The sequence below is a fragment of the Streptomyces sp. NPDC102274 genome (assembly GCF_044766385.1).
Taxonomy (GTDB): Bacteria; Actinomycetota; Actinomycetes; order Streptomycetales; family Streptomycetaceae; genus Streptomyces.
In genome coordinates, this window is the sequence record NZ_JBIWLW010000034.1 from 1 (window position 1) to 18,598 (window position 18,598).

General features: G+C 70.5%; 17 protein-coding genes. 8 read left to right on the forward strand and 9 right to left on the reverse strand.

Annotation, left to right across the window (positions count from 1 at the left end; genetic code table 11):
- Positions 1–258: 258 nt before the first annotated feature.
- Positions 259–1,164, forward strand: a complete 906-nt coding sequence (locus ACIRQP_RS33195; RefSeq protein WP_403896835.1) for an esterase/lipase family protein — start codon at positions 259–261, stop codon at positions 1,162–1,164.
- Positions 1,165–1,254: 90 nt separating this feature from the next.
- On the opposite strand, the gene ACIRQP_RS33200 is transcribed toward ACIRQP_RS33195, so the two are convergent.
- A complete protein-coding gene (locus tag ACIRQP_RS33200) occupies positions 1,255–2,310 on the reverse strand; it encodes a lytic polysaccharide monooxygenase (RefSeq protein WP_403896838.1) in 1,056 nt (351 codons plus the stop codon).
- A 441-nt stretch (positions 2,311–2,751) separates the two neighbouring features.
- On the opposite strand from ACIRQP_RS33200, the gene ACIRQP_RS33205 reads away from it, so the two are divergent.
- The gene (locus tag ACIRQP_RS33205; RefSeq protein ID WP_403896840.1) at positions 2,752–3,678 is read left to right on the forward strand and encodes a putative protein N(5)-glutamine methyltransferase; all 927 of its coding nucleotides are present in this window, start codon (positions 2,752–2,754) and stop codon (positions 3,676–3,678) included.
- Positions 3,679–3,759: 81 nt separating this feature from the next.
- On the opposite strand, the gene araD is transcribed toward ACIRQP_RS33205, so the two are convergent.
- The 4 genes from araD to ACIRQP_RS33225 form a co-directional block, all read right to left on the reverse strand.
- Positions 3,760–5,496 (reverse strand): L-arabinonate dehydratase, encoded by a 1,737-nt coding sequence (gene araD / locus ACIRQP_RS33210; protein ID WP_403896843.1) that lies wholly within the window; start codon positions 5,494–5,496, stop codon positions 3,760–3,762.
- The gene (locus ACIRQP_RS33215; RefSeq protein WP_403896846.1) at positions 5,493–6,407 is read right to left on the reverse strand and encodes a dihydrodipicolinate synthase family protein; all 915 of its coding nucleotides are present in this window, start codon (positions 6,405–6,407) and stop codon (positions 5,493–5,495) included. The genes araD and ACIRQP_RS33215 overlap by 4 nt, the downstream gene beginning before the upstream one ends.
- Complete coding sequence (locus ACIRQP_RS33220; protein WP_403896849.1) at positions 6,404–7,048, reverse strand: GntR family transcriptional regulator; 645 nt, start codon at positions 7,046–7,048, stop codon at positions 6,404–6,406. The genes ACIRQP_RS33215 and ACIRQP_RS33220 overlap by 4 nt, the downstream gene beginning before the upstream one ends.
- A 157-nt stretch (positions 7,049–7,205) precedes the next feature.
- Positions 7,206–7,889, reverse strand: coding sequence for a response regulator (locus tag ACIRQP_RS33225; RefSeq protein ID WP_403897028.1), 684 nt, complete (start codon positions 7,887–7,889; stop codon positions 7,206–7,208).
- A 148-nt stretch (positions 7,890–8,037) separates the two neighbouring features.
- On the opposite strand from ACIRQP_RS33225, the gene ACIRQP_RS33230 reads away from it, so the two are divergent.
- The 5 genes from ACIRQP_RS33230 to ACIRQP_RS33250 all read left to right on the forward strand — a co-directional run bounded on the left by ACIRQP_RS33230 (position 8,038) and on the right by ACIRQP_RS33250 (position 13,021).
- Positions 8,038–9,021, forward strand: coding sequence for a Bug family tripartite tricarboxylate transporter substrate binding protein (locus tag ACIRQP_RS33230; RefSeq protein ID WP_403896852.1), 984 nt, complete (start codon positions 8,038–8,040; stop codon positions 9,019–9,021).
- Between the two features lie 167 nt (positions 9,022–9,188).
- On the forward strand, positions 9,189–9,671 hold the full coding sequence (locus ACIRQP_RS33235; protein WP_403897030.1) for a tripartite tricarboxylate transporter TctB family protein: 483 nt from the start codon (positions 9,189–9,191) through the stop codon (positions 9,669–9,671).
- Between the two features lie 3 nt (positions 9,672–9,674).
- Complete coding sequence (locus ACIRQP_RS33240) at positions 9,675–11,225, forward strand: tripartite tricarboxylate transporter permease (RefSeq protein WP_403896854.1); 1,551 nt, start codon at positions 9,675–9,677, stop codon at positions 11,223–11,225.
- A 141-nt stretch (positions 11,226–11,366) separates the two neighbouring features.
- Entirely contained in the window at positions 11,367–12,527 is a 1,161-nt protein-coding gene (locus ACIRQP_RS33245) for a methyltransferase domain-containing protein (protein WP_403896857.1), read from the forward strand.
- Between the two features lie 119 nt (positions 12,528–12,646).
- A complete protein-coding gene (locus ACIRQP_RS33250; RefSeq protein WP_403896860.1) occupies positions 12,647–13,021 on the forward strand; it encodes a GntR family transcriptional regulator in 375 nt (124 codons plus the stop codon).
- Positions 13,022–13,102: 81 nt separating this feature from the next.
- Here the strand turns inward: ACIRQP_RS33250 and ACIRQP_RS33255 are convergent, their stop codons facing one another.
- From ACIRQP_RS33255 to ACIRQP_RS33270, 4 genes are all read right to left on the reverse strand, one after another.
- The gene (locus tag ACIRQP_RS33255; protein ID WP_403896863.1) at positions 13,103–14,212 is read right to left on the reverse strand and encodes a DUF5925 domain-containing protein; all 1,110 of its coding nucleotides are present in this window, start codon (positions 14,210–14,212) and stop codon (positions 13,103–13,105) included.
- A gap of 127 nt (positions 14,213–14,339) precedes the next feature.
- Positions 14,340–15,140, reverse strand: coding sequence for a polysaccharide deacetylase family protein (locus tag ACIRQP_RS33260; protein WP_403897033.1), 801 nt, complete (start codon positions 15,138–15,140; stop codon positions 14,340–14,342).
- Positions 15,141–15,175: 35 nt separating this feature from the next.
- Positions 15,176–16,177 carry a glycosyltransferase family 2 protein gene (locus ACIRQP_RS33265; protein WP_403897035.1) on the reverse strand — a complete coding sequence of 334 codons (1,002 nt, stop codon included), beginning with the start codon at positions 16,175–16,177 and terminating at the stop codon, positions 15,176–15,178.
- A 68-nt stretch (positions 16,178–16,245) separates the two neighbouring features.
- Positions 16,246–17,088 (reverse strand): glycosyltransferase family 2 protein, encoded by an 843-nt coding sequence (locus tag ACIRQP_RS33270; protein ID WP_403896865.1) that lies wholly within the window; start codon positions 17,086–17,088, stop codon positions 16,246–16,248.
- A gap of 591 nt (positions 17,089–17,679) precedes the next feature.
- Here ACIRQP_RS33270 and ACIRQP_RS33275 point away from each other — a divergent pair.
- Positions 17,680–18,489: an SGNH/GDSL hydrolase family protein gene (locus tag ACIRQP_RS33275; protein ID WP_403896868.1), complete on the forward strand. Its 810-nt coding sequence runs from the start codon at positions 17,680–17,682 to the stop codon at positions 18,487–18,489.
- Positions 18,490–18,598: the final 109 nt, after the last annotated feature.

Sequence of the window (18,598 nt, forward strand, 5' to 3'; positions counted from 1 at the left end):
CTTCGAGTCGTACGAGAAGAACAAGATCGAGCGGCTCGGCGCGGATGCCGCCCGTCCGCACCGCGCCACCTACCGGAAGCTGACGCGAGACTGAGCCGCGGAAGAATGGACGGCGTTACGCGTCACACTTTTTACCGACGCGTAACTTCCCTTCTTTACCTTACCCATGCGTAACTTCATAGCGGAAGCATCTTTGTGGTCCGGGCCACAGGGCTGACAGTCATCGCCAATTCCCTTGAGCCGCAAGGAGATCACACGATGCTGCCCTGGAAGCGCGCGCTCGGACCACTGACCGCGCTGCTGCTGGCCGCGACATTCCTGGCCACCCCCGCCGTTGCCGCGGCCCCCGCCGCGGCCCCCATCACCCCCACTTCGGTGTCCGCCCCCGCTGTCTCCGCATCGTCGAGCAGCGGCTGGAACGACTACTCCTGCAAGCCCTCCGCCGCCCATCCCCGTCCCGTCGTCCTCGTCCACGGCACCTTCGCGAACGCCATCGACAACTGGCTCGGCCTCGCCCCGTATCTGGTGAACCGCGGATACTGCGTCTTCTCCCTCGACTACGGGCAGCTCCCCGGCGTCCCGCTGTTCTACGGTCTCGGCCCCATCGACGCCTCGGCCGGACAGCTCGCCACCTATGTCGACAAGGTGCTCGCCGCCACCGGAGCCGCGAAGGTCGACATCGTCGGCCACTCGCAGGGCGGCATGATGCCCCGCTACTACCTGAAGTTCCTCGGCGGGGCGGCGAAGGTGAACGCCCTGGTCGGCCTCGCCCCCTCCAACCGCGGCAGCACCTTGCTCGGGCTGGCAGAGCTGCTGCCGTACTTCCCCGGTGCGGGTGAGCTGCTGAACGAGAAGACCCCGGGGCTCGCCGACCAGCTGGCCGGATCCGCCTTCCTCACCAAGCTCAACGCGGGCGGCGACACCGTCCCCGGGGTGCGCTACACCGTGATATCCACCCGGTACGACGAGGTGGTCACCCCGTACCGGTCACAGTTCCTGACCGGCCCCGACGTGCGCAATGTGCTGCTCCAGGATCTGTGCCCGGTCGATCTCTCCGAGCATGTGGCGATCGGGACGATCGACAGGATCGCCTTCCACGAGGTGACCAACGCGCTCGATCCCGCCCGTGCCACCCCGACCACCTGCTTCTCGGTGATCGGCTGACCCGTACCCCCGCGCGGACACACGACTGCCTTCCGCCCGCCGGGAGTTTCCCGGTGGCGGAAGGCAGTGCGCGGTGCCGTACGGCGGGGGTCAGCGGCTATGACGCCCGGCCGATACGGCCTTGCGGCGAGCGGTTCCGAAGGTCACCGCGGCACCGATGGCGAGCGCCGCCGCGCCACCGATCGCGAGGTAGGAGGTGGTGCTGTCGCCACCGGTCGCGGCCAGGGTGTCCTGACCGTCGGCGCTCTTCGCCGCGGGGGAGTTGGCCTCGGCCTCGGCACGGGTGTCGGAGTAGGCGTCGTCGGTGCTCGTGTCCGGCTGCTTCTCCGGGGTCTCCGAGGTCTCCGAGGTCTCCGGAGCGGCCGGGGTGTCCTTCGCCGAGACCTTCGTCGCGTCGGTACCGAGATCGCCATGGCCGTTGTGTTCGACGGTGGACTTCTCCGAAGCGTCCGCGATCTTCTCGTCGGTGGGCGCGGAGGCGGCCGACGCGGCGCCGCCCGCACCGCCGTTGTCCTGCCCGAAGACCACGTCGGAGCAGGTGTAGAAGGCCTCGGGGCTGTCCGAGCGCTGCCAGATGGAGTAGATCAGATGACGGCCCGACTTGTTCGGGACGATGCCGTCGAAGACATAGGCGCCGCTCTCCAGCTTCGGGTCGGTGACCTTGAGGAAGGGCTTCTCCTCCAGATCCGACCACTTCAGCGGCTTGCCCGGGTCATAGCCGTCCTTGGTGACATACAGCTCGAAGGAGCCGCGGTGCGGCGCCGTCGCCTTGTAGCGGAAGGTGCGGTTGCCCGGTGCCAGTTCGGACGACGGCCAGTCGCCGCGCGCCAGGTCGAGCCCCTTGTACTTGTCCTTGCCCGCGCCGCACAGCTTGCCGTCCGGGATCAACTGCCGGTGATTCCCGGCGGCGTTGGCGATGTTGACCTCGTTCCAGTCGTAGAGCGCCTGCGTACCGCCGGCCGCGACCGCCGCCTTGCACGCCGCCGACCGCGGGCTCTCCGGCCCGTCGGCGAAACACGCGGCGACCCGGCTGACAGGATCGGTCATCGAACCATGGGCGGCGGCCGGCACGGCGGCGAGCCCGGCCAGCGCGAGCGGGGCGAGGCCGAGGACGACGATCCCGGTGGCCGTACGTCGAACGGTCATGAACTGGTTCTCCTTCGGAGCGGCGGCACGGGAAGGGGGACAGCCGGAGGGGACAGCCGGAGCGGCAGGTGACCTCCCCGTCGCCGTACCGCCCCAGCGATCAGCAAACTAGCCGCCCGGAACCGCGGAATCGGCTGCTGGGAGAGGGCGACAGCGATCCTTATGCTCCGCTTAAGGAGCCCCTAAGAGACCGCTCAGGAAGCCCTGGGGAAGTCCTCGGGGAAGTCCTCGGGACGGGCCGTCGCGCATGCGTCCGCGGCCCGGGGTCCGGCTCGGGTAGGGTGACCAGTCGCAGTGCGAGCTGTGGACGTACCTACCGAAGGAGGCGAGACCCATCACCGCTGTATCAGGTCGGGTGCTCCCTTCTCACGGCCGCGCGGTCCCCGAGGCATAGCTGACCGCCGGGAGTGCCCATCGGCATCCCGAAAGGTTTCCCCGCTCATGTCAGCTCCTTTGTCAGCATCAGCCTCCTCCTCTTCTTCTTCTTCTTCCTCCTCGGCTTCTTCCGACGAGTCCGTCATCGTCACCAGGCTCCGGGCCGCCGGCTGTGTCTTCGCCGAGGACGAGGCACGGCTGCTCATCTCCACGGCGGCGACGCCGGACGATCTCGCCGTCATGGTGGACCGGCGCGTCGGTGGTCTGCCCCTTGAACACGTCCTCGGCTGGGCGGAGTTCTGCGGGCTGCGGATCGCCGTGGACCCCGGGGTCTTCGTACCCCGCCGCCGTACCGAGTTCCTTGTGCGGCAGGCCGCCGTCGCCGCCCTCGACCGGCCCGGAGCTGTCGTGGTCGATCTGTGCTGCGGCTCGGGGGCGCTGGGCGCGGCGCTGGCCGGGATCCTGGACCGGGCCGAGCTGCACGCCGCCGATATCGACCCGGCCGCGGTGCGCTGTGCCCGGGGCAATGTCGCCGCCTTCGGCGGCCGGGTGTACGAGGGCGATCTGTACGATCCGCTGCCCGCCACACTGCGCGGCCGCGTGGACGTCCTGCTCGCCAATGTGCCGTACGTGCCCACCGAGGAGGTCGGACTGCTGCCCCCCGAGGCCCGTATCCATGAGGCGCGGGTGGCGCTCGACGGCGGTGCGGACGGGCTCGACGTCCTGCGGCGGGTGGCCGCGCGGGCGCCGTACTGGCTGGCCCCGGGCGGCAGCCTGCTGGTCGAGACGAGCGAGCGCCAGGCGGCGCGCGCGGTCGAGACCGTCGCCGGGAGCGGACTGATCCCGAGGGTGGCGAGCTCCGAGGAGCTGTACGCCACCGTGGTCATCGGAACCAGACCCGCCGTCCCGTGCGAACAGAGCGCTCCTCAGGGCTCTGTGCAGTGCGGCGGGCTCCGCGGAGTGCCGGGGCGAACGAGTGGGGACGGGCAGTGACGGGCAGGGACGGGAGGTCGTCCGGCCGCCTTCCCATCCCATCTCCCGGCCCGATTCTCAGCCCGTTTCTCAGCTCGTTTCTCAGCCCACGTACGGGTCGGGCACCTCGCCGGGCCGCGCCAGGAAGGCGAAGTCGCAGCCGGTGTCGGCCTGGGTGATCTGTTCGTTGTAGAGAGCGCCGTAACCGCGCTGACAGCGTTCGGGCGGCGGAGTCCACTCGCTTCGCCGCCGCGCCAACTCCCTGTCCGACAAATGGAGATGGAGGCTGCGGGCGCCGACGTCGAGAGTGATCGTGTCGCCGGTGTGCACGAGCGCGAGCGGTCCGCCGACATAGGACTCGGGCGCGATGTGCAGGACGCACGCGCCGTAACTCGTGCCGCTCATCCGGGCGTCGGAGATCCGGACCATGTCCCGCACCCCCCGCTTGAGCAGATAGTCCGGGATCGGCAGCATCCCGTACTCCGGCATTCCGGGCCCGCCCTTGGGGCCCGCGTTGCGCAGCACCAGCACATGATCGGGGGTGATGCCGAGCTGCGGGTCGTTGATGGTCCGCTGCATCGTCCGGTAGTCGTCGAAGACCATGGCGGGACCGGTGTGCGTGAGCAGGCGCGGTTCGGCGGCGATGTGCTTGATGACCGCGCCGTCGGGACAGAGATTGCCGCGCAGCACCGCCACCCCGCCCTCCGGCGCGAGCGGGTTCGCGCGCGGCCGGATCACGTCCGGATTGTGTACGAGCGCGCCGTCGAGCTGTTCCCGCAGGGTGGGGTGCGCGACGGTCGGCCGGTCCAGGTGCAGTACGTCCGTCAACCGCCCCAGGAACGCGGGCAGTCCGCCGGCGAAATGGAAGTCCTCCATCAGATACCGGCCGCCGGGACGGAGGTTCGCCAGCACCGGCACCGTACGCGCGGTCCTGTCGAAGTCGTCGAGGGTGAGCCGGATGCCCGAGCGTCCCGCCATCGCGATCAGATGGATCACCGCGTTCGTCGAGCCGCCCAGCGCGAGGACCGTGGCCACCGCGTCCTCGTACGCCTCCCGGGTCAGGATCTTCGAGAGCCGCAGATCGTGGCGTACCAGCTCCACCACGCGTCGGCCGGAGGCCGCGGCCATCCGGTCGTGTCCGGAGTCCACGGCCGGGATCGAGGAGGCCCCGGGCATGGTGACGCCCAGCGCCTCGGCGGCGGCGGTGAGCGTCGAGGCGGTGCCCATGGTCATGCAGTGGCCGGGCGACCGGGCCAGACCGTTCTCCAGCTCGGCCATCTCGGCGTCGCCGATCAGCCCGGCCCGCTTGTCGTCCCAGTACTTCCACATGTCCGTGCCCGAGCCCAGCACTTCATCGCGCCAGTGCCCCGGCAGCATGGGCCCGGCGGGTACGAAGACGGCCGGCAGATCGACGCTCGCCGCGCCCATCAACAGCGCCGGTGTCGTCTTGTCGCAGCCGCCCATCAGCACCGCGCCGTCGACCGGATAGGAGCGGAGCAGCTCCTCCGTCTCCATCGCCAGCAGATTGCGGTAGAGCATGGGCGTGGGCTTCTGGAACGTCTCGGAGAGCGTGGAGACCGGGAACTCCAGCGGGAATCCGCCGGCTTGCCACACTCCTCGCTTCACCGCCTGCGCGCGCTCCCGCAAGTGGACATGGCAGGGGTTGATGTCGGACCAGGTGTTGAGGATCGCGATGACCGGTTTGCCCAGATGCTCTTCGGGGAGATAGCCGAGCTGGCGGGTGCGGGCGCGGTGGCTGAAGGAGCGGAGGCCGGTCGGGCCCTCACTGTCGCCGCCGTACCAGCGGTGGCTGCGCAGGTCCTCGGGGCGTACGGTCATATCGCCCACCCCGCCACCATCGCGGCGATCTCGGCGCGCCGCTCCTCGGGCAGGGCGCGGCTCGGCGGGCGGATATCGCGTCGGCACAGGCCGAGGGCGGCCAGCGCCTCCTTGACCACCGCCACATTGTCGGCGGACCGCCGTGCGGCCCGCAGCTCCTCGAACGGCCTGATCCGCTCCCACATCGTCATGGCGGCCGCGTAGTCCCCGGCCCGCAGCGCCTCCAGCATCCCCAGCGAGACGGCCGGGGCGACATTGACGAGACCCGAGGTGAAGCCGGTGGCTCCGCCCGCGAAGTACGAGGGTGCGTACAGCTCGGCGAGCCCCGCGACCCAGACGAACCGCTCCAGACCCGCGTCACGCGCGAAGGCCGCGAAGCGCGCCGCGTCCGGTACGGCGTACTTCACCCCGATGACATTGGGGCACAGCTCCCCGAGCGTCGCGAGGCTCGCGGCGCTCAGCTGCGGATCTCGGACGTACGGGACGACGCCCAGCTCGGGCACCGCGTCCGCGATGGTGCGGTGGTAGTCGATCCAGCCGGCCTGCGAAACATAGGGATGCACGGGCTGATGGACCATCACCATCCCGGCCCCGGCCTCACGGGCATGCGTCGCCGAGGCCACCGCCGTCGGCAGGTCGAGACCGATACCGACCAGCACCGAGGCCCGGACCGCCGCCTCCTCGACGGTCAGCTCGGTGACCACGCGGCGCTCGTCGGGGCCGAGCGCGTAGTACTCCCCGGTGTTGCCGTTCGGGGTGAGGGTGCGTACGCCGCCGTCGAGCAGCCGCCGCAGCAGGGCGCGATGGGCGGTGAGGTCGAGCGAACCGTTGTCACCGAACGGCGTGACGGGGATCGCCACGACCTCGGCGAGCGCGTCCCGCGCGGAGGCGAGATCAGGGCTGGTCGTCATGCGTGGTCTCCCTCGGGGAACGCCCGCTGTACGAAAGAGGCGATGTGGTCGTGCAGAGCGCGGGCGGCTCCGTCGGCGTCACCGGCGAGCGCGCGCCGCAGGATCTCCCGGTGCTCCGCGGCCTCCTGCTCCCAGGACGGGACGGCGGCCCAGGCGACGGTCGAGACGAGGGCCGCCTGGTCCCGTACCTCGTCGAGCATCCGGGCCAGCAGCGGATTGCCGCAGGGGAGATACAGCGCCCGGTGGAACTCCCTGTTGGCGAGGGAGCGTTCGGCCCGGTCCGCCGCTTCGTCGGCCTTGACGAGGGCTTCCCGGGCGGGCTCCAGCGAGGCGCGCCGGATCAGGGAGCGGCGGAGTGCCTCCGGCTCCAGCAACAGCCGTACGTCATACACCTCGTGGGCCATGGCCGCGTCGACCGTACGGACGGTGACGCCCTTGAACTGGCTCATCACGACGAGGCCGGTGCCCGCCAGGGTCTTCAGTGCCTCCCGTACCGGAGTCTTCGACACCCCGAATCGCGCGGCCAGTTCGGTCTCGACCAGGGCCTGACCGGGGCTGAGACCGCCGGTGAGGATGCCGTGCTTGACCGCTTCCAGAACGTACTCGGTGCGGGAGGGGATCGGACTCGGGGCGAAGGCCATGGGCGCTCCACGTCTCGTGTCTCATATATGACGTACGAAGTACGACGCGATGAAGCTAGGGCCGGTCTCCGTGCTTCGTCAATGCCGCGCGCGGAAGCCGAGTGAAGCGCTTTCACGCACACGCACACGGAGCCGGTTCGCCGGACCTGTTACGCGCTCAGCCCCGCCAGCGGTAGCGGCGTTCCGGGCGGCCCGTGCCGCCGTAGCGGAGCGTGATGTCCGCCCGGCCCGTGGTCGCGAAGTACTCCAGGTAGCGGCGGGCGCTCACCCGCGACAGGGCGCCCGCCTCGGCGCATTCCGTGGCCGAGAGGCCGTCCGCGTGTGCGCGCAGGACGCGTTCGACCAGGTCGGCGGTGTGCGGGGCCAGGCCCTTCGGGAGCTCGCGGCTACCGGGCGGGCGGGTCCCGAAGATGTGGTCCACGTCTTCCTGGCGGGCCTCGCCCAGACCGGCCAGGCGCGAGCGCAGGGAGGCGACGTGGCGCAGCTGCTCCTGGAGCGCCACCTGGCTGAAGGGCTTGATCAGATAGTGCAGGGCGCCCGCGCGCAGCGCCGCCCTGATCACGCCCGCGTCCCTCGCCGCTGTGATGAACAGGGCGTCGACGCTGTTGGGTCTACGGTCCCGTTCCTCCGCCGCCCGCAGCTCGCGCAGTACGGCGATCCCATCCATATCGGGCAGATAGATGTCGAGCAGGACAAGGTCGGGCCACAACCGCTCGGCGGCGCGCAGCGCCTCGGCACCGCTGTGGGCCACTCCGACGACCGTAAACCCGTCCATCGCGGACACATAGCGGCTGTGCAGCTTCGCGACCATGAAGTCGTCGTCCACCACCAGCACTTTCATCACGCCGACACGCTAGGCCGCGACCACAACGACCACAACGTCCGTTGATTCCGGAAGAGAGACAGCTTCTTAACGCAACGGCAACATGTGGCCCACTTCACAGCTCTTCGCGCATCTTCCGCGCACACCATTCCGAAAGGCGGCACACGTGCGATCGCGCACCCCTCTGGCCCTGCTCGGGTCGGCGTTGCTGGTGCTGGTGGGGCCTCCGCTGCTCACCGCGGGCAACGGCGCCGACACCGGTACGCAGATCCCCGGCCTGCGCTTCATGGTCCCCAATACCCCCGGCGGCGGTTACGACATCACGGCCCGCACCCTGGCCAAGAACGCCGAGGACGCCGAACTGACCCACAACATCGAGGTGTTCAACCTGCCCGGGGCAGGCGGCACCGTCGGGCTCACCCGGCTCGTCGGTGAGCACGGCAACGGCAAGCTCGCGATGTCCATGGGGCTCGGGGTGGTCGGCGCCGTCCACACCAACAAGTCGCCCAAGACCCTCGCCGACACGACCCCGATCGCCCGGATCACCGAGGAACCGGACATCGTCGTCGTCAGCAAGAACTCCCCGTACAAGACCATCGACGACCTGCTGACGGCCTGGAAGGCCGACCCGGCCAAGGTGCCGGTCGGCGGCGGATCGTCGCCCGGCGGGCCCGACCATCTCGCCCCCATGCTGATGGCGGAGGCCGCGGGCATCGCCCCGAAGACGGTCAACTACGTCCCGTTCGACGGCGGCGGCGAACTCCTCGCCTCGATCCTCGGCGACAAGGTCTCCTTCGGTGTCTCCGGCCTCGGCGAGTACCGCGACCAGATCGAATCGGGTGAGCTGCGGCTCCTCGCGGTCACCGGCCCCGAGCGGGTCCCCGGCCTGGACGCCCCCACGCTGCGCGAGTCCGGCCTCGACACCGACTTCACCAACTGGCGCGGCATCGTCGCCCCGCCGGGAATCTCCGACGCCGAGCGCACCAAGCTTCTCGCCTTCATCGAGAAGCTCCACGACTCGCCCCAGTGGCGGGACTCCCTCAAGAAGAACGGCTGGGACGACGCGTTCCTGACCGGCGAGAAGTTCGGTGACTTCCTCGCCGAGGAAGACCGCCGCGTGGACTCGGTCCTGAAGGAGCTGGGACTGTGACGACGCCCACCGGCACGCCTGAAACGCCGAACAAGCCAGAAACGCCGAACAAGCCAGAAACGCCGAACGAGCCCGAAGCGCCGGACGTACGGGAAGCTTCCGGAACATCCGAATCCGGCCGCCGCCCAGAACCCGGCCCCGAATCCGGCGCCGGCGCCCGCTCCTGGCTGCGCGAGCACTCCGAGCTCGGCGTCGGACTCCTCCTGCTCGTCCTCGGTGTCCTCGTCCTCACCGACGCGCTCACCATGAACGTCGAGATCACCCAGCGCGGCCCCGTCGGCCCCAAGACCGTCCCGGTCGTCGTCGGTATCGGCCTGCTCGTCGTCGCCGTACTGCTCACCCTCGACATCCTGCGCGGCGGACGCGGCGAGGCGGAGGGCGGCGAGGACATCGACCTGGCGGAGCCCAGCGACTGGCGGACCGTACTGCTGCTCGCCGGTGTCTTCCTCGGGAACGCCGTCCTCATCGGCCCGCTCGGCTTCCCGATCTCCGGCGCCCTGCTCTTCTGGGGCTCGGCGTACGCGCTCGGCAGCCGCCACTACCACCGTGACCCGCTGATCGCCGCGGGTCTCGCGCTGGTCACCTACTTCGTCTTCAACAACCTGCTCGGTGTCCCCCTCCCCGGTGGCCCGCTGATGGGGGTGCTGTAACCGATGGACTCCCTGAACTCGCTCATCGACGGCTTCGGTACGGCGCTCACGCCGATGAATCTGCTCTGGGCCGCGATAGGCGTGCTGCTCGGCACGGCCATCGGGGTCCTGCCCGGCATCGGCCCCGCCATGGCCGTCGCGCTGCTGCTCCCGGTGACGTACGGGCTCGAACCGACCGGTGCGTTCATCATGTTCGCCGGTATCTACTACGGCGCGATGTTCGGTGGCTCGACCACCTCGATCCTGCTCAACACCCCGGGTGAGAGCGCCGCTGTCGTGGCCGCCATCGAGGGCAATCCGATGGCCAAGGCCGGACGGGGGGCGCAGGCGCTCGCAGCGGCGGCCGGCGGACACTTCGCCGGCGGCATGATCGGCACGATCCTGCTGGTGGTCCTCGCTCCCACCGTCGCCTCGCTCGCGGTGGACATCGGCGCCCCCGACTACTTCGCGATCATGGTGCTGGCGTTCATCGCCGTCACCTCCGTCCTCGGCTCCTCCCGGATCCGCGGACTCGCCTCGCTGCTCATCGGACTCACCCTCGGTCTGGTCGGCCTCGACCAGATGACCGGACAGCAGCGGCTGACCTTCGGCACGCTCCAGCTCGCCGACGGCATCGACGTGGTCATCGTCGCGGTCGGTCTCTTCGCGATCGGCGAGGCCCTCTGGGTCGCCGCGCATCTGCGGCGCTCCACGGGCGAGGCGATTCCGGTCGGCCGACCCTGGCTCGGCAAGAAGGACGTCCGCCGCACCTGGCGGCCCTGGCTGCGCGGCCCGCTCATCGGCTTCCCGTTCGGCGCGATCCCGGCAGGCGGCGCGGAGATCCCCACGTTCCTCTCGTACGTCACGGAGAAGCGGCTCTCCAAGCACAAGGACGAGTTCGGCAAGGGCGCCATCGAGGGCGTGGCGGGACCCGAGTCCGCGGCCTCCGCCTCGGCGGCCGGGACGCTGGTCTCGATGCTGACCCTCGGACTGCCCACGACGGCCGTCGCCGCCGTGATGCTGGCCGCCTTCCAGCAGTACGGCATCCAGCCGGGACCGCTGCTCTTCGAACGCGAACCCGACCTGGTCTGGGGCCTGATCGCCTCGCTCTTCGTCGGTATGGTGCTGCTGCTCGCGCTCAACCTGCCGCTCGCACCGGTCTGGGCCAAGCTGCTGCGGGTCCCGCGCCCCTATCTCTACGCGGGCATCCTCTTCTTCGCGGCCGTCGGCGCGTACGCGGTCGGCGGGGAGGCACTCGACCTGGTCATCCTGCTGATCATCGGTCTGATCGGCTTCGGTATGCGGCGGTACGGACTGCCGGTGCTGCCGGCCGTGATCGGTGTCATCCTGGGCCCGGCCGCCGAACAGCAGCTGCGGCGCGCGCTCCAGATCAGCGACGGAAGCGTGACCGGACTGGTCAACACGCCCTTCTCGGTGACGGTGTACGCGGTGATCGTGCTGCTGCTCGCCTGGCCGGGGGTGAAGAAGCTGATCGCGCTGCGCCGTGATCGCGGTGACCGTAGCGACCGTGGTGACCGTGGTGACCGTGGTGACCGCAGCGATGTGACGGTGTGACGTACGGGGGGTGACGCATGGCCGCACCCTCCCCTCCCCTCCCCTCCGCCCCGCGACCGCCGCCCCGGTGGTCGCGGGGCGGAGGCGCGTATTCGGCACGAGGGCAGGGGCGTTGTCAGTGGTGGCTGGCACCATCGGAACATGACCACGATCGACTGGGATTCCCTCGCCGACTCCTTCGACCAGGAGCCCGATCACGGGCTGCTGGACCCCGCCGTCCGGGCAGCCTGGGACGCCCGGCTGGGGGACTGGCTGCCCGGGGCGCCCTCCCGGGTGCTCGACCTCGGGTGCGGTACGGGCAGCCTGGCCCTGCTCGCCGCCGAGCGGGGCCATCGGGTGACGGCCGTCGACCTCTCGCCCCGCATGGTGGCTCTGGCCCGGTCCAAGCTGGCGGGTACGGACGCCGAGGTGCTGGTCGGCGACGCGGGGCGGCCGCCGGTGGGGGAGCGGACGTTCGATGTGGTCCTGGCCCGTCATGTGGTGTGGATGCTGCCCGATCCCGAAGAGGCCCTGCGGCACTGGGCGTCGCTGCTAGGACCGGGCGGCCGGCTGGTGCTGATCGAAGGGGTCTGGTCCGGTACGGGCCTGCCCGCCGCCCGGCTCACCGCCGCCCTCGCCCCGCTCACCGAACGCGTCCACCACGAGCGGCTCTCCGCGGACCCCGACCTGTGGGGCCGCCCGGTGGACGACGAACGGTACGCGCTGATCGCCCGGTCGGCCCTGCCCCGGCGCCATGGCGAGGTGGTCGATGTCCATCTGATCCTGCGCAGGGGCGACGAGATCCTGCTCGCCCGCCGCTCCGGAACGGGATACGGGGACGGCCTGCTCAACGGCCCCTCCGGACATGTCGAGCAGGGTGAGGACGTCCGTACGGCCATGATCCGTGAGGCGTACGAGGAGATCGGTGTCGAGCTGACCCTCGCCGATCTGCGCGTCGCGTTGGTCATGCAGCACCGGGGACCGGCCGGGCAGCCCCGGATCGGCTGGTTCTTCGAGGCCGCGTACGGCGCCGGGGGCGAGCCGTACAACCGCGAGCCGGAGAAGTGTTCCGGCCTCTCCTGGCATCCGCTGTCCGCGCTCCCGGACGATCTGGTCGCCTACTGCCGCGCGGGATTCGACGCCTACCGCGCCGGCGAGCGCTTCGTCATCCACTGGCACGAGGACGACGACCCGATCGCCCACACCCCGGGCGCCCCGGACCGGTCGATCATCCTGCCCGCCACCGCCACCGCCACCGCCACCGCCACCGCCACCGCCACCGCCACCGCCACCGCCACCATCTCCGGAAGCACGAGGGGTTAAGGAAGGGGTGACCGTGCACCCCCGTGGCGCCGCCCCTTACCCGCCCCGCTTCCGTCGCGTTCCGGCCACCCCTGCCGTGTACCGCCCGGTGGCGGTGGGGCGTGGGAGACAATCGGTCCGTGACCTTGAAGATCGTGATCGACCCGGCCGCCACGACCGCACCGTACGAACAGCTCCGTACCCAAATCTCCACGAAGGCGCGGTCCGGCGCGCTGCCGGTCGGATACAGACTTCCGACCGTACGGGGGCTCGCCGAGGAGCTGGGGCTGGCCGCCAACACCGTGGCCAAGGCATATCGCGCGCTGGAGACCGACGGAGTGATCGAGACCCGGGGCAGGAACGGTACGTTCGTCGCCGCCGCGGGAGAGGCCGCCGAACGTGAGACCGCGGCGGCCGCACGGGCCTACGCGGAGCGCGCCCAGCGGCTGGGGCTCGGCCGTGCCGCCGCGCTCGCCGCGGTGGAGGAAGCGGTACGGGCCGTCTACGCCAAGTGACCGGAAGGGGCAGGGGCGGCGGCCGGGCGACGGGCGCGTGATCCAACGGACCACGGGCGCGCGCGGCCGGGCGTCGGCGGTTCAGAGGTAGAGGCCCGCGTCCTCGCCCGCGTGCTGGGCCGGCACCGACGCCGGGCCGGTGCCACGGCGCAGCGCGTACAGCTCCGCCAGCGTCGCCCCCTCGCGGCCGACCGCCGTCTCCCAGTCGCCGTCCTCCCCGCTCAGCCAGGACAGCGCCTCCGAACGGGTCAGCGAGCCGACCTCGATCCTGGCCAGACAGCGTCCCGGCCTGACCACCGCCGGATGCAGCCGCTCCAGGTCCTCGTTGGTCGTCACCCCCACCAGGACGTTCCTGCCCTGGCCGAGCAGTCCGTCGGTGAGGTTCAGCAGCCGCGAAAGCGCCTGTCCCGCCGTGTGCTTGGCCTCGCCGCGGATCAGTTCGTCGCAGTCCTCTAGGAGCAGCAGCCGCCAGCGGCCCTTGGCCGAGCCGTCGTCCTCGCCGATCGCGATGTCCATCAGATAGCCGACATCGTTGAAGAGCCGCTCGGGGTCGAGCACACAGTCCACCTGGCACCAGTCGCGCCACGAACGGGCCAGCGTGCGCAGCGCGGAGGTCTTGCCGGTGCCCGGCGGGCCGTGCAGCAGGAGCAGCCGGCCCGCGATGTCGTCCGGCGTCACCTTCATCAGCCGGTCCATCGCGTCGGCCACCGGCGCGGTGTAGTTGGGCCTGACCTCGTCCCAGGTACCGGCCGCGATCTGCCGCGTGGTGCGGTGCGGGCCGCGGCGCGGTGAGACGTACCAGAAACCCATGGTCACGTTCTCGGGCTGCGGTTCCGGCTCGTCCTGCGCGCCGTCGGTCACCTGGTGGTGGATCTTCTCGGCCAATTCGGAGCTGACCGCCGTCACCGTGACATCGGCGCCGCGGTTCCAGCGGGACACCAGCAACGTCCAGCCGGCGCCCTCGGCGAGCGTCGCGCTGCGGTCGTCGTCGCGGGCGGAGCGCAGCACGGTCGCGTCCGGCGGCAGAAGCGTCACCCCGGTTCTGACCCGGTCGATCGTGGAGCTGTGGGAGTACGGCTGCTCGCCCGTGGCGAAGCGGCCGAGGAACAGCGCGTCGACCACATCCGAGGGCGAGTCGCTGTCGTCGACGTTGAGCCGGATCGGCAGGGCGTCCTGAGGCTTGGCAGACATGTCGCCCATGATCCGGCACGGGGGCGGCCGATGCACGGTGTTTTGCCCTGTGGCGGCTGCGTGTGGCCGAACGTTCCGGGGCCCCTCCCAGGACAGGCCCTGGGTCGCCCCGGCCTCGTCCGTACCCCTATCCGTCACCGCGGCCGGCCGCGATCGTACGGGTCACCTCCTCGCCGATCACGCCCGCCCGCCGGGCGCGGCGGACCACGGCGTACCCCTTGGTCAGCATCCGGTCCCCGGCGAAGGAGCGGCCTACCGACCTGCCCTCCACCAGCCGCCCGAACTCCTCGATGCCCGTGGCGCGGCGCACCGTCACCCGTGCCAGGGCGTAGGGGCCCTGGCTCCGGCGGGCGAGCGCGTTCCGCACGGCGAGCGACTGCGCGAACCCGGCCTCGCGGACCGTACGCCGCACGCGCCGGCTGGAGTAGCCGTACGGATAGGCGAAGGAGACGGGCGGGGCGCCCAGCTCCGTCGCGATGATCTCCCGGCAGCGCCGGGTCTCGAAGCCGAGCCGCCGGTCGTCGAGCTGGTCCAGCTGCGGATGGGTGTGGCTGTGGCCGCCGATCTCCGTACCGGCGGCGGCCAGTTCGCGCACCTGGTCCCAGTCCAGCATGGTGTCCGGCGCGCCGCCCTCGTCGTACGGCCCGCGCAGCCACCCCGTCGAGACGAACAGCGTGGCGGGGAAGGCGTACGGGACGAGAGCCGGGAGCGCGTGCCGGTGCACGCCCTCGTAACCGTCGTCGAAGGTGATCAGTACGGGCCGCTCCGGCAGCGGCGCGCCCGTGCGCCAGGCATCGGCGAGCCGTGCCGTGGTGACGGGGGTGAACCGGCGCTCGTGCAGCAGGTCCATCTGCTCCGCGAACGCCTCGGGCGAGACGGACAGCGCGTACGTGGCGGCCGAGGGCCGGTGCCCGACCGCGTGGTACATGAGGATCGGTACGGCGGTGCCCGTCTCGCCCCCGCTCACGCGATCGCCCCCCAAGGGCCGGTGCGCGGCACGGCGGCCCTCTCGATCGGCCCCGACGAGAAGGCGACGCCCCCGCCCCGGGTACGGAAGCGGCCCACCAGATAGCCGGCGGTCGTGATCGTCACCCCCGCGACGATGGCGCCGGCGCGGCCGAGACCGCCCGCCCGCCCCCGTAACGCGTCGCGCACGCCGCGCACCGCACCCGCCGGAAGCACACGGGTGGTGTAGCGGCGTTCGGACGCGAGCCCCTTCTCCACGCCCACGCTTCTGGCGACCAGCGCCTTCGACAACCCCTCGGCGTAGGTACGCGTGCGGAAGTAGCCGAGCCGCGCACGGACCGCGGGCACCTTGTGGTGAATGACCGACCGGTCGTCGATCAGGATCACCGCGTCCGGCACGGCCATGGCGAGCCGGATGCACAGCTCCGTTTCCTCACAGCCCAGCGGACGCCTGTCGCCGTCGCGTCCGATGCCCGTCGCGAACCCTCCGGCCGCATCGAACGCGGTGCGCCGGAACGACGCGTTCCCGCCGAGCACATTGCGTACCCGCACCGTGCCGTGCGGCAGCCCGCGGTACGTGCAGCCGACCACCCAGTCGAACTCCTCGGGGAACCAATCCGGCCTGCTCCCCGAGGCCCAGACCGGTATCGTCCGCCCGCCGACCGCCAGCACGCGCGGATCGTCGTACGCCTCGTCGAAGAAGCGCAGCCAGTCCCGCTCGGCGACGGCGTCGTCGTCGAGGAACGCGACCAGTTCACCGCGGGCGGCGGCGATCCCGGTGTTCCGGCCCGCGGAGAGACCGCGCGGGCCCGCGTTGGCGAGCACCCGCACCTCCCCGCGCGCCGCGTGCTCCCGGTACTCCCGGCCGAGCCGTGCCAGGAGAGCCGGGTTGTGGTCGACGACGAGGAGCGTTTCCAGGGCCGGCAGGGACTGGTGCCGTACCGAGTCGACGGCCGCGAGGATGTCGTCCCAGCGGTCCTCGGTATAGACACAGATCACCACGGAGAACGGCCGGACAGGGTGACGGTGCGGGTGACGGGGCCGGCGGTGGTGCGGGTGAGGGCGGGTCACAACACCTCTCCCCGGGGCATCGTGGGTGCCACGGGGACGACAGGGACCACCGGGATGGTGAACCGGAGCCCGGCCGGACGGCGGCGGACCGCCCGCACCGACCGGGGGATGCCTCTCTCGCTCAGTATCACCCGCAGTACCCGGAGACCGTCGCGGACCGCTCTCAGATTGCTGACGCCATGGATCCGGTCGTACTCGTGGCTCGGTATCTCCTGCACCCTCAGCCCGGCCTTCACCACCCGGATGTTCATCAGGGTCTCGACCTCGAACCCGGTGCAGTCCAGCGTGATCTCGTCCAGGCAGCGGCGCCAGAAGGCGTTGTAGCCGTAGCAGAGATCGGTGTACCGGGCGCCGAACTTGGCGTTGACGACGGCGCACAGCACTCTGTTGCCGAGCTTGCGGATCGGCGTCATGTCGTCCGTACCACCGCCGTTGGCGAACCGCGAGCCCTTCGCGAAGTCGGCGCCGGAGACCAGGGCCGACACATACGAGACGATCTCCTCCCCGTCGGCCGAGCCGTCCGCGTCGACCATCACGATGATGTCGCCGGTGCAGGCGGCGAAGCCGCTGATCAGAGCGTCGCCCTTGCCCTTGCCGCGCTGTTCCACGACCTTCACGTCCGGCCTGGGCGCACGGGCGACCCGGACGGTGTCATCGGTCGAATTGCCGTCCACGAGCACGACCTCATGAATCCAGTCGGGCAGGGACCTGAAGACGTACGGAAGGTTCCGCGCCTCGTTCATCGCCGGTATCACGACGCTCACGGGCGGAGCGATCGCGAGATGAGAGGAGACCGCCCGATAAGCCCGCTCGCTCACCGGACTTGTCTGACTCACCATGGGCCGCGACGGAATGACTAACGGATCTTCACCCGATGATTCCGGGCGCAGAATAGCGCTCACTTGTCGATTTCCCTCTCGTCCGGTGGACCGCCCGCCCCCGGGCGGTCCGGCTGTGTTTCCGGTTCGAAAGGGGGGTTCTCACCCCGGCCATGACGGCATGGAACGGAGAACTCCCGCTGGACGGGTGAGCTGTGGAACGTGTCGCGCGGCACACGACTCGGCACCGCACACGGTTACCGCGTGCGGCCACCCCCCTACCGCGACCCGCCCCGGAGGCCAACGCGACGCCTGAGCCCTCCCCTTGAGCCACTCGTGCGATGGGCCGATGCGGGCGGATGTAAGACGGTATTGATGATGGGGACCCTATGGCAAGACCTGGAACGTGAGCGCGCTTTTCACTTCTTTGGCCGTACATCGCCGGTCACATCCGTAACCTCCTCGATCAGATCTATTCGAAGAGGGGTGAAACATGTGCCTCTGACGCTCCGGTGGGGAAGCCTCGTGGAAATGTTCTTGGCATGGACACTACCGGTCAAGTGAACTGCCTGGTAACAAAGTTGAGGCAGCAATCCCGCTAGGAGAGGTCTTATGAAACTGTCCCGCATCACAGCGTTCTCGTCCTCGCTCCTTCTTGGCGCCGTGCTCGCTCTCACCGGAGCCGCCACGGCCCAGGCCGCGGATTCGGCGGCGGCCGTCGACTATGTGGCGCTCGGCGACTCGTACTCCTCGGGCGTCGGATCCGGCAGCTACGACAGCGCGAGCGGCAGCTGCAAACGCACACCCAAGGCGTACCCCGCGCTCTGGGCGGCGGCGAACGCGCCCTCCTCGTTCGCGTTCACCGCCTGTTCCGGTGCCCGTACGGGCGATGTGACCGCCAATCAGCTGGGCCCGGTCAACTCCGGGACCGATCTCGTCAGCATCAGCATCGGCGGGAACGACGCCGGCTTCGCCGATGTGATGACCACCTGTGTGCTCCAGTCGGAGGCGACCTGCCTCAACCGGGTCGCGCAGGCGCGTGCCTTCGTCGACGGCACCCTGCCCGGAAACCTCAACTCGGTGTACACGGCGATCAGATCCAAGGCGCCCTCGGCCCGAGTGGTCGTCCTCGGGTACCCGCGCTTCTACCAACTGAACGGCACCTGCGTCACGGGGCTGAGCGAGACGGAGCGCGCCGCGATCAACGGCGCCGCCGACTACCTCAACGCGGCGACCGCCAAGCGGGCGGCCGACTACGGCTTCGCCTTCGCCGATGTCGCCGGGGCCTTCACCGGGCATGAGATCTGCTCCGGCTCGGCGTGGCTGCACAGCGTGAACTGGCTCGACATCGGTGAGTCGTACCACCCCACCGCCGCCGGTCAGTCGGGCGGCTATCTGCCGGTCTTCCGCTCGGCGGTATGACGCCCGGGTGAGGATGGCGGGGCCGGTGGCCGGGGCCTGGTGAGACCCGGAACCGGCCCCGCCGCACGCGTGGGTCCCTGAGGCGGCGAAGTGTCCAACTCGCCCTGAA

Coding starts and splice junctions, on each gene's coding strand:
- ACIRQP_RS33195 (WP_403896835.1), top strand. CDS start 259: ATGCTGCCCTGGAAGCGCGCGCTCGGACCACTGACCGCGCTGCTGCTG.
- ACIRQP_RS33200 (WP_403896838.1), bottom strand. CDS start 2,310: ATGACCGTTCGACGTACGGCCACCGGGATCGTCGTCCTCGGCCTCGCC.
- ACIRQP_RS33205 (WP_403896840.1), top strand. CDS start 2,752: ATGTCAGCTCCTTTGTCAGCATCAGCCTCCTCCTCTTCTTCTTCTTCT.
- araD (WP_403896843.1), bottom strand. CDS start 5,496: ATGACCGTACGCCCCGAGGACCTGCGCAGCCACCGCTGGTACGGCGGC.
- ACIRQP_RS33215 (WP_403896846.1), bottom strand. CDS start 6,407: ATGACGACCAGCCCTGATCTCGCCTCCGCGCGGGACGCGCTCGCCGAG.
- ACIRQP_RS33220 (WP_403896849.1), bottom strand. CDS start 7,048: ATGGCCTTCGCCCCGAGTCCGATCCCCTCCCGCACCGAGTACGTTCTG.
- ACIRQP_RS33225 (WP_403897028.1), bottom strand. CDS start 7,889: ATGAAAGTGCTGGTGGTGGACGACGACTTCATGGTCGCGAAGCTGCAC.
- ACIRQP_RS33240 (WP_403896854.1), top strand. CDS start 9,675: ATGGACTCCCTGAACTCGCTCATCGACGGCTTCGGTACGGCGCTCACG.
- ACIRQP_RS33245 (WP_403896857.1), top strand. CDS start 11,367: ATGACCACGATCGACTGGGATTCCCTCGCCGACTCCTTCGACCAGGAG.
- ACIRQP_RS33255 (WP_403896863.1), bottom strand. CDS start 14,212: ATGTCTGCCAAGCCTCAGGACGCCCTGCCGATCCGGCTCAACGTCGAC.
- ACIRQP_RS33260 (WP_403897033.1), bottom strand. CDS start 15,140: ATGTACCACGCGGTCGGGCACCGGCCCTCGGCCGCCACGTACGCGCTG.
- ACIRQP_RS33270 (WP_403896865.1), bottom strand. CDS start 17,088: ATGGTGAGTCAGACAAGTCCGGTGAGCGAGCGGGCTTATCGGGCGGTC.
- ACIRQP_RS33275 (WP_403896868.1), top strand. CDS start 17,680: ATGAAACTGTCCCGCATCACAGCGTTCTCGTCCTCGCTCCTTCTTGGC.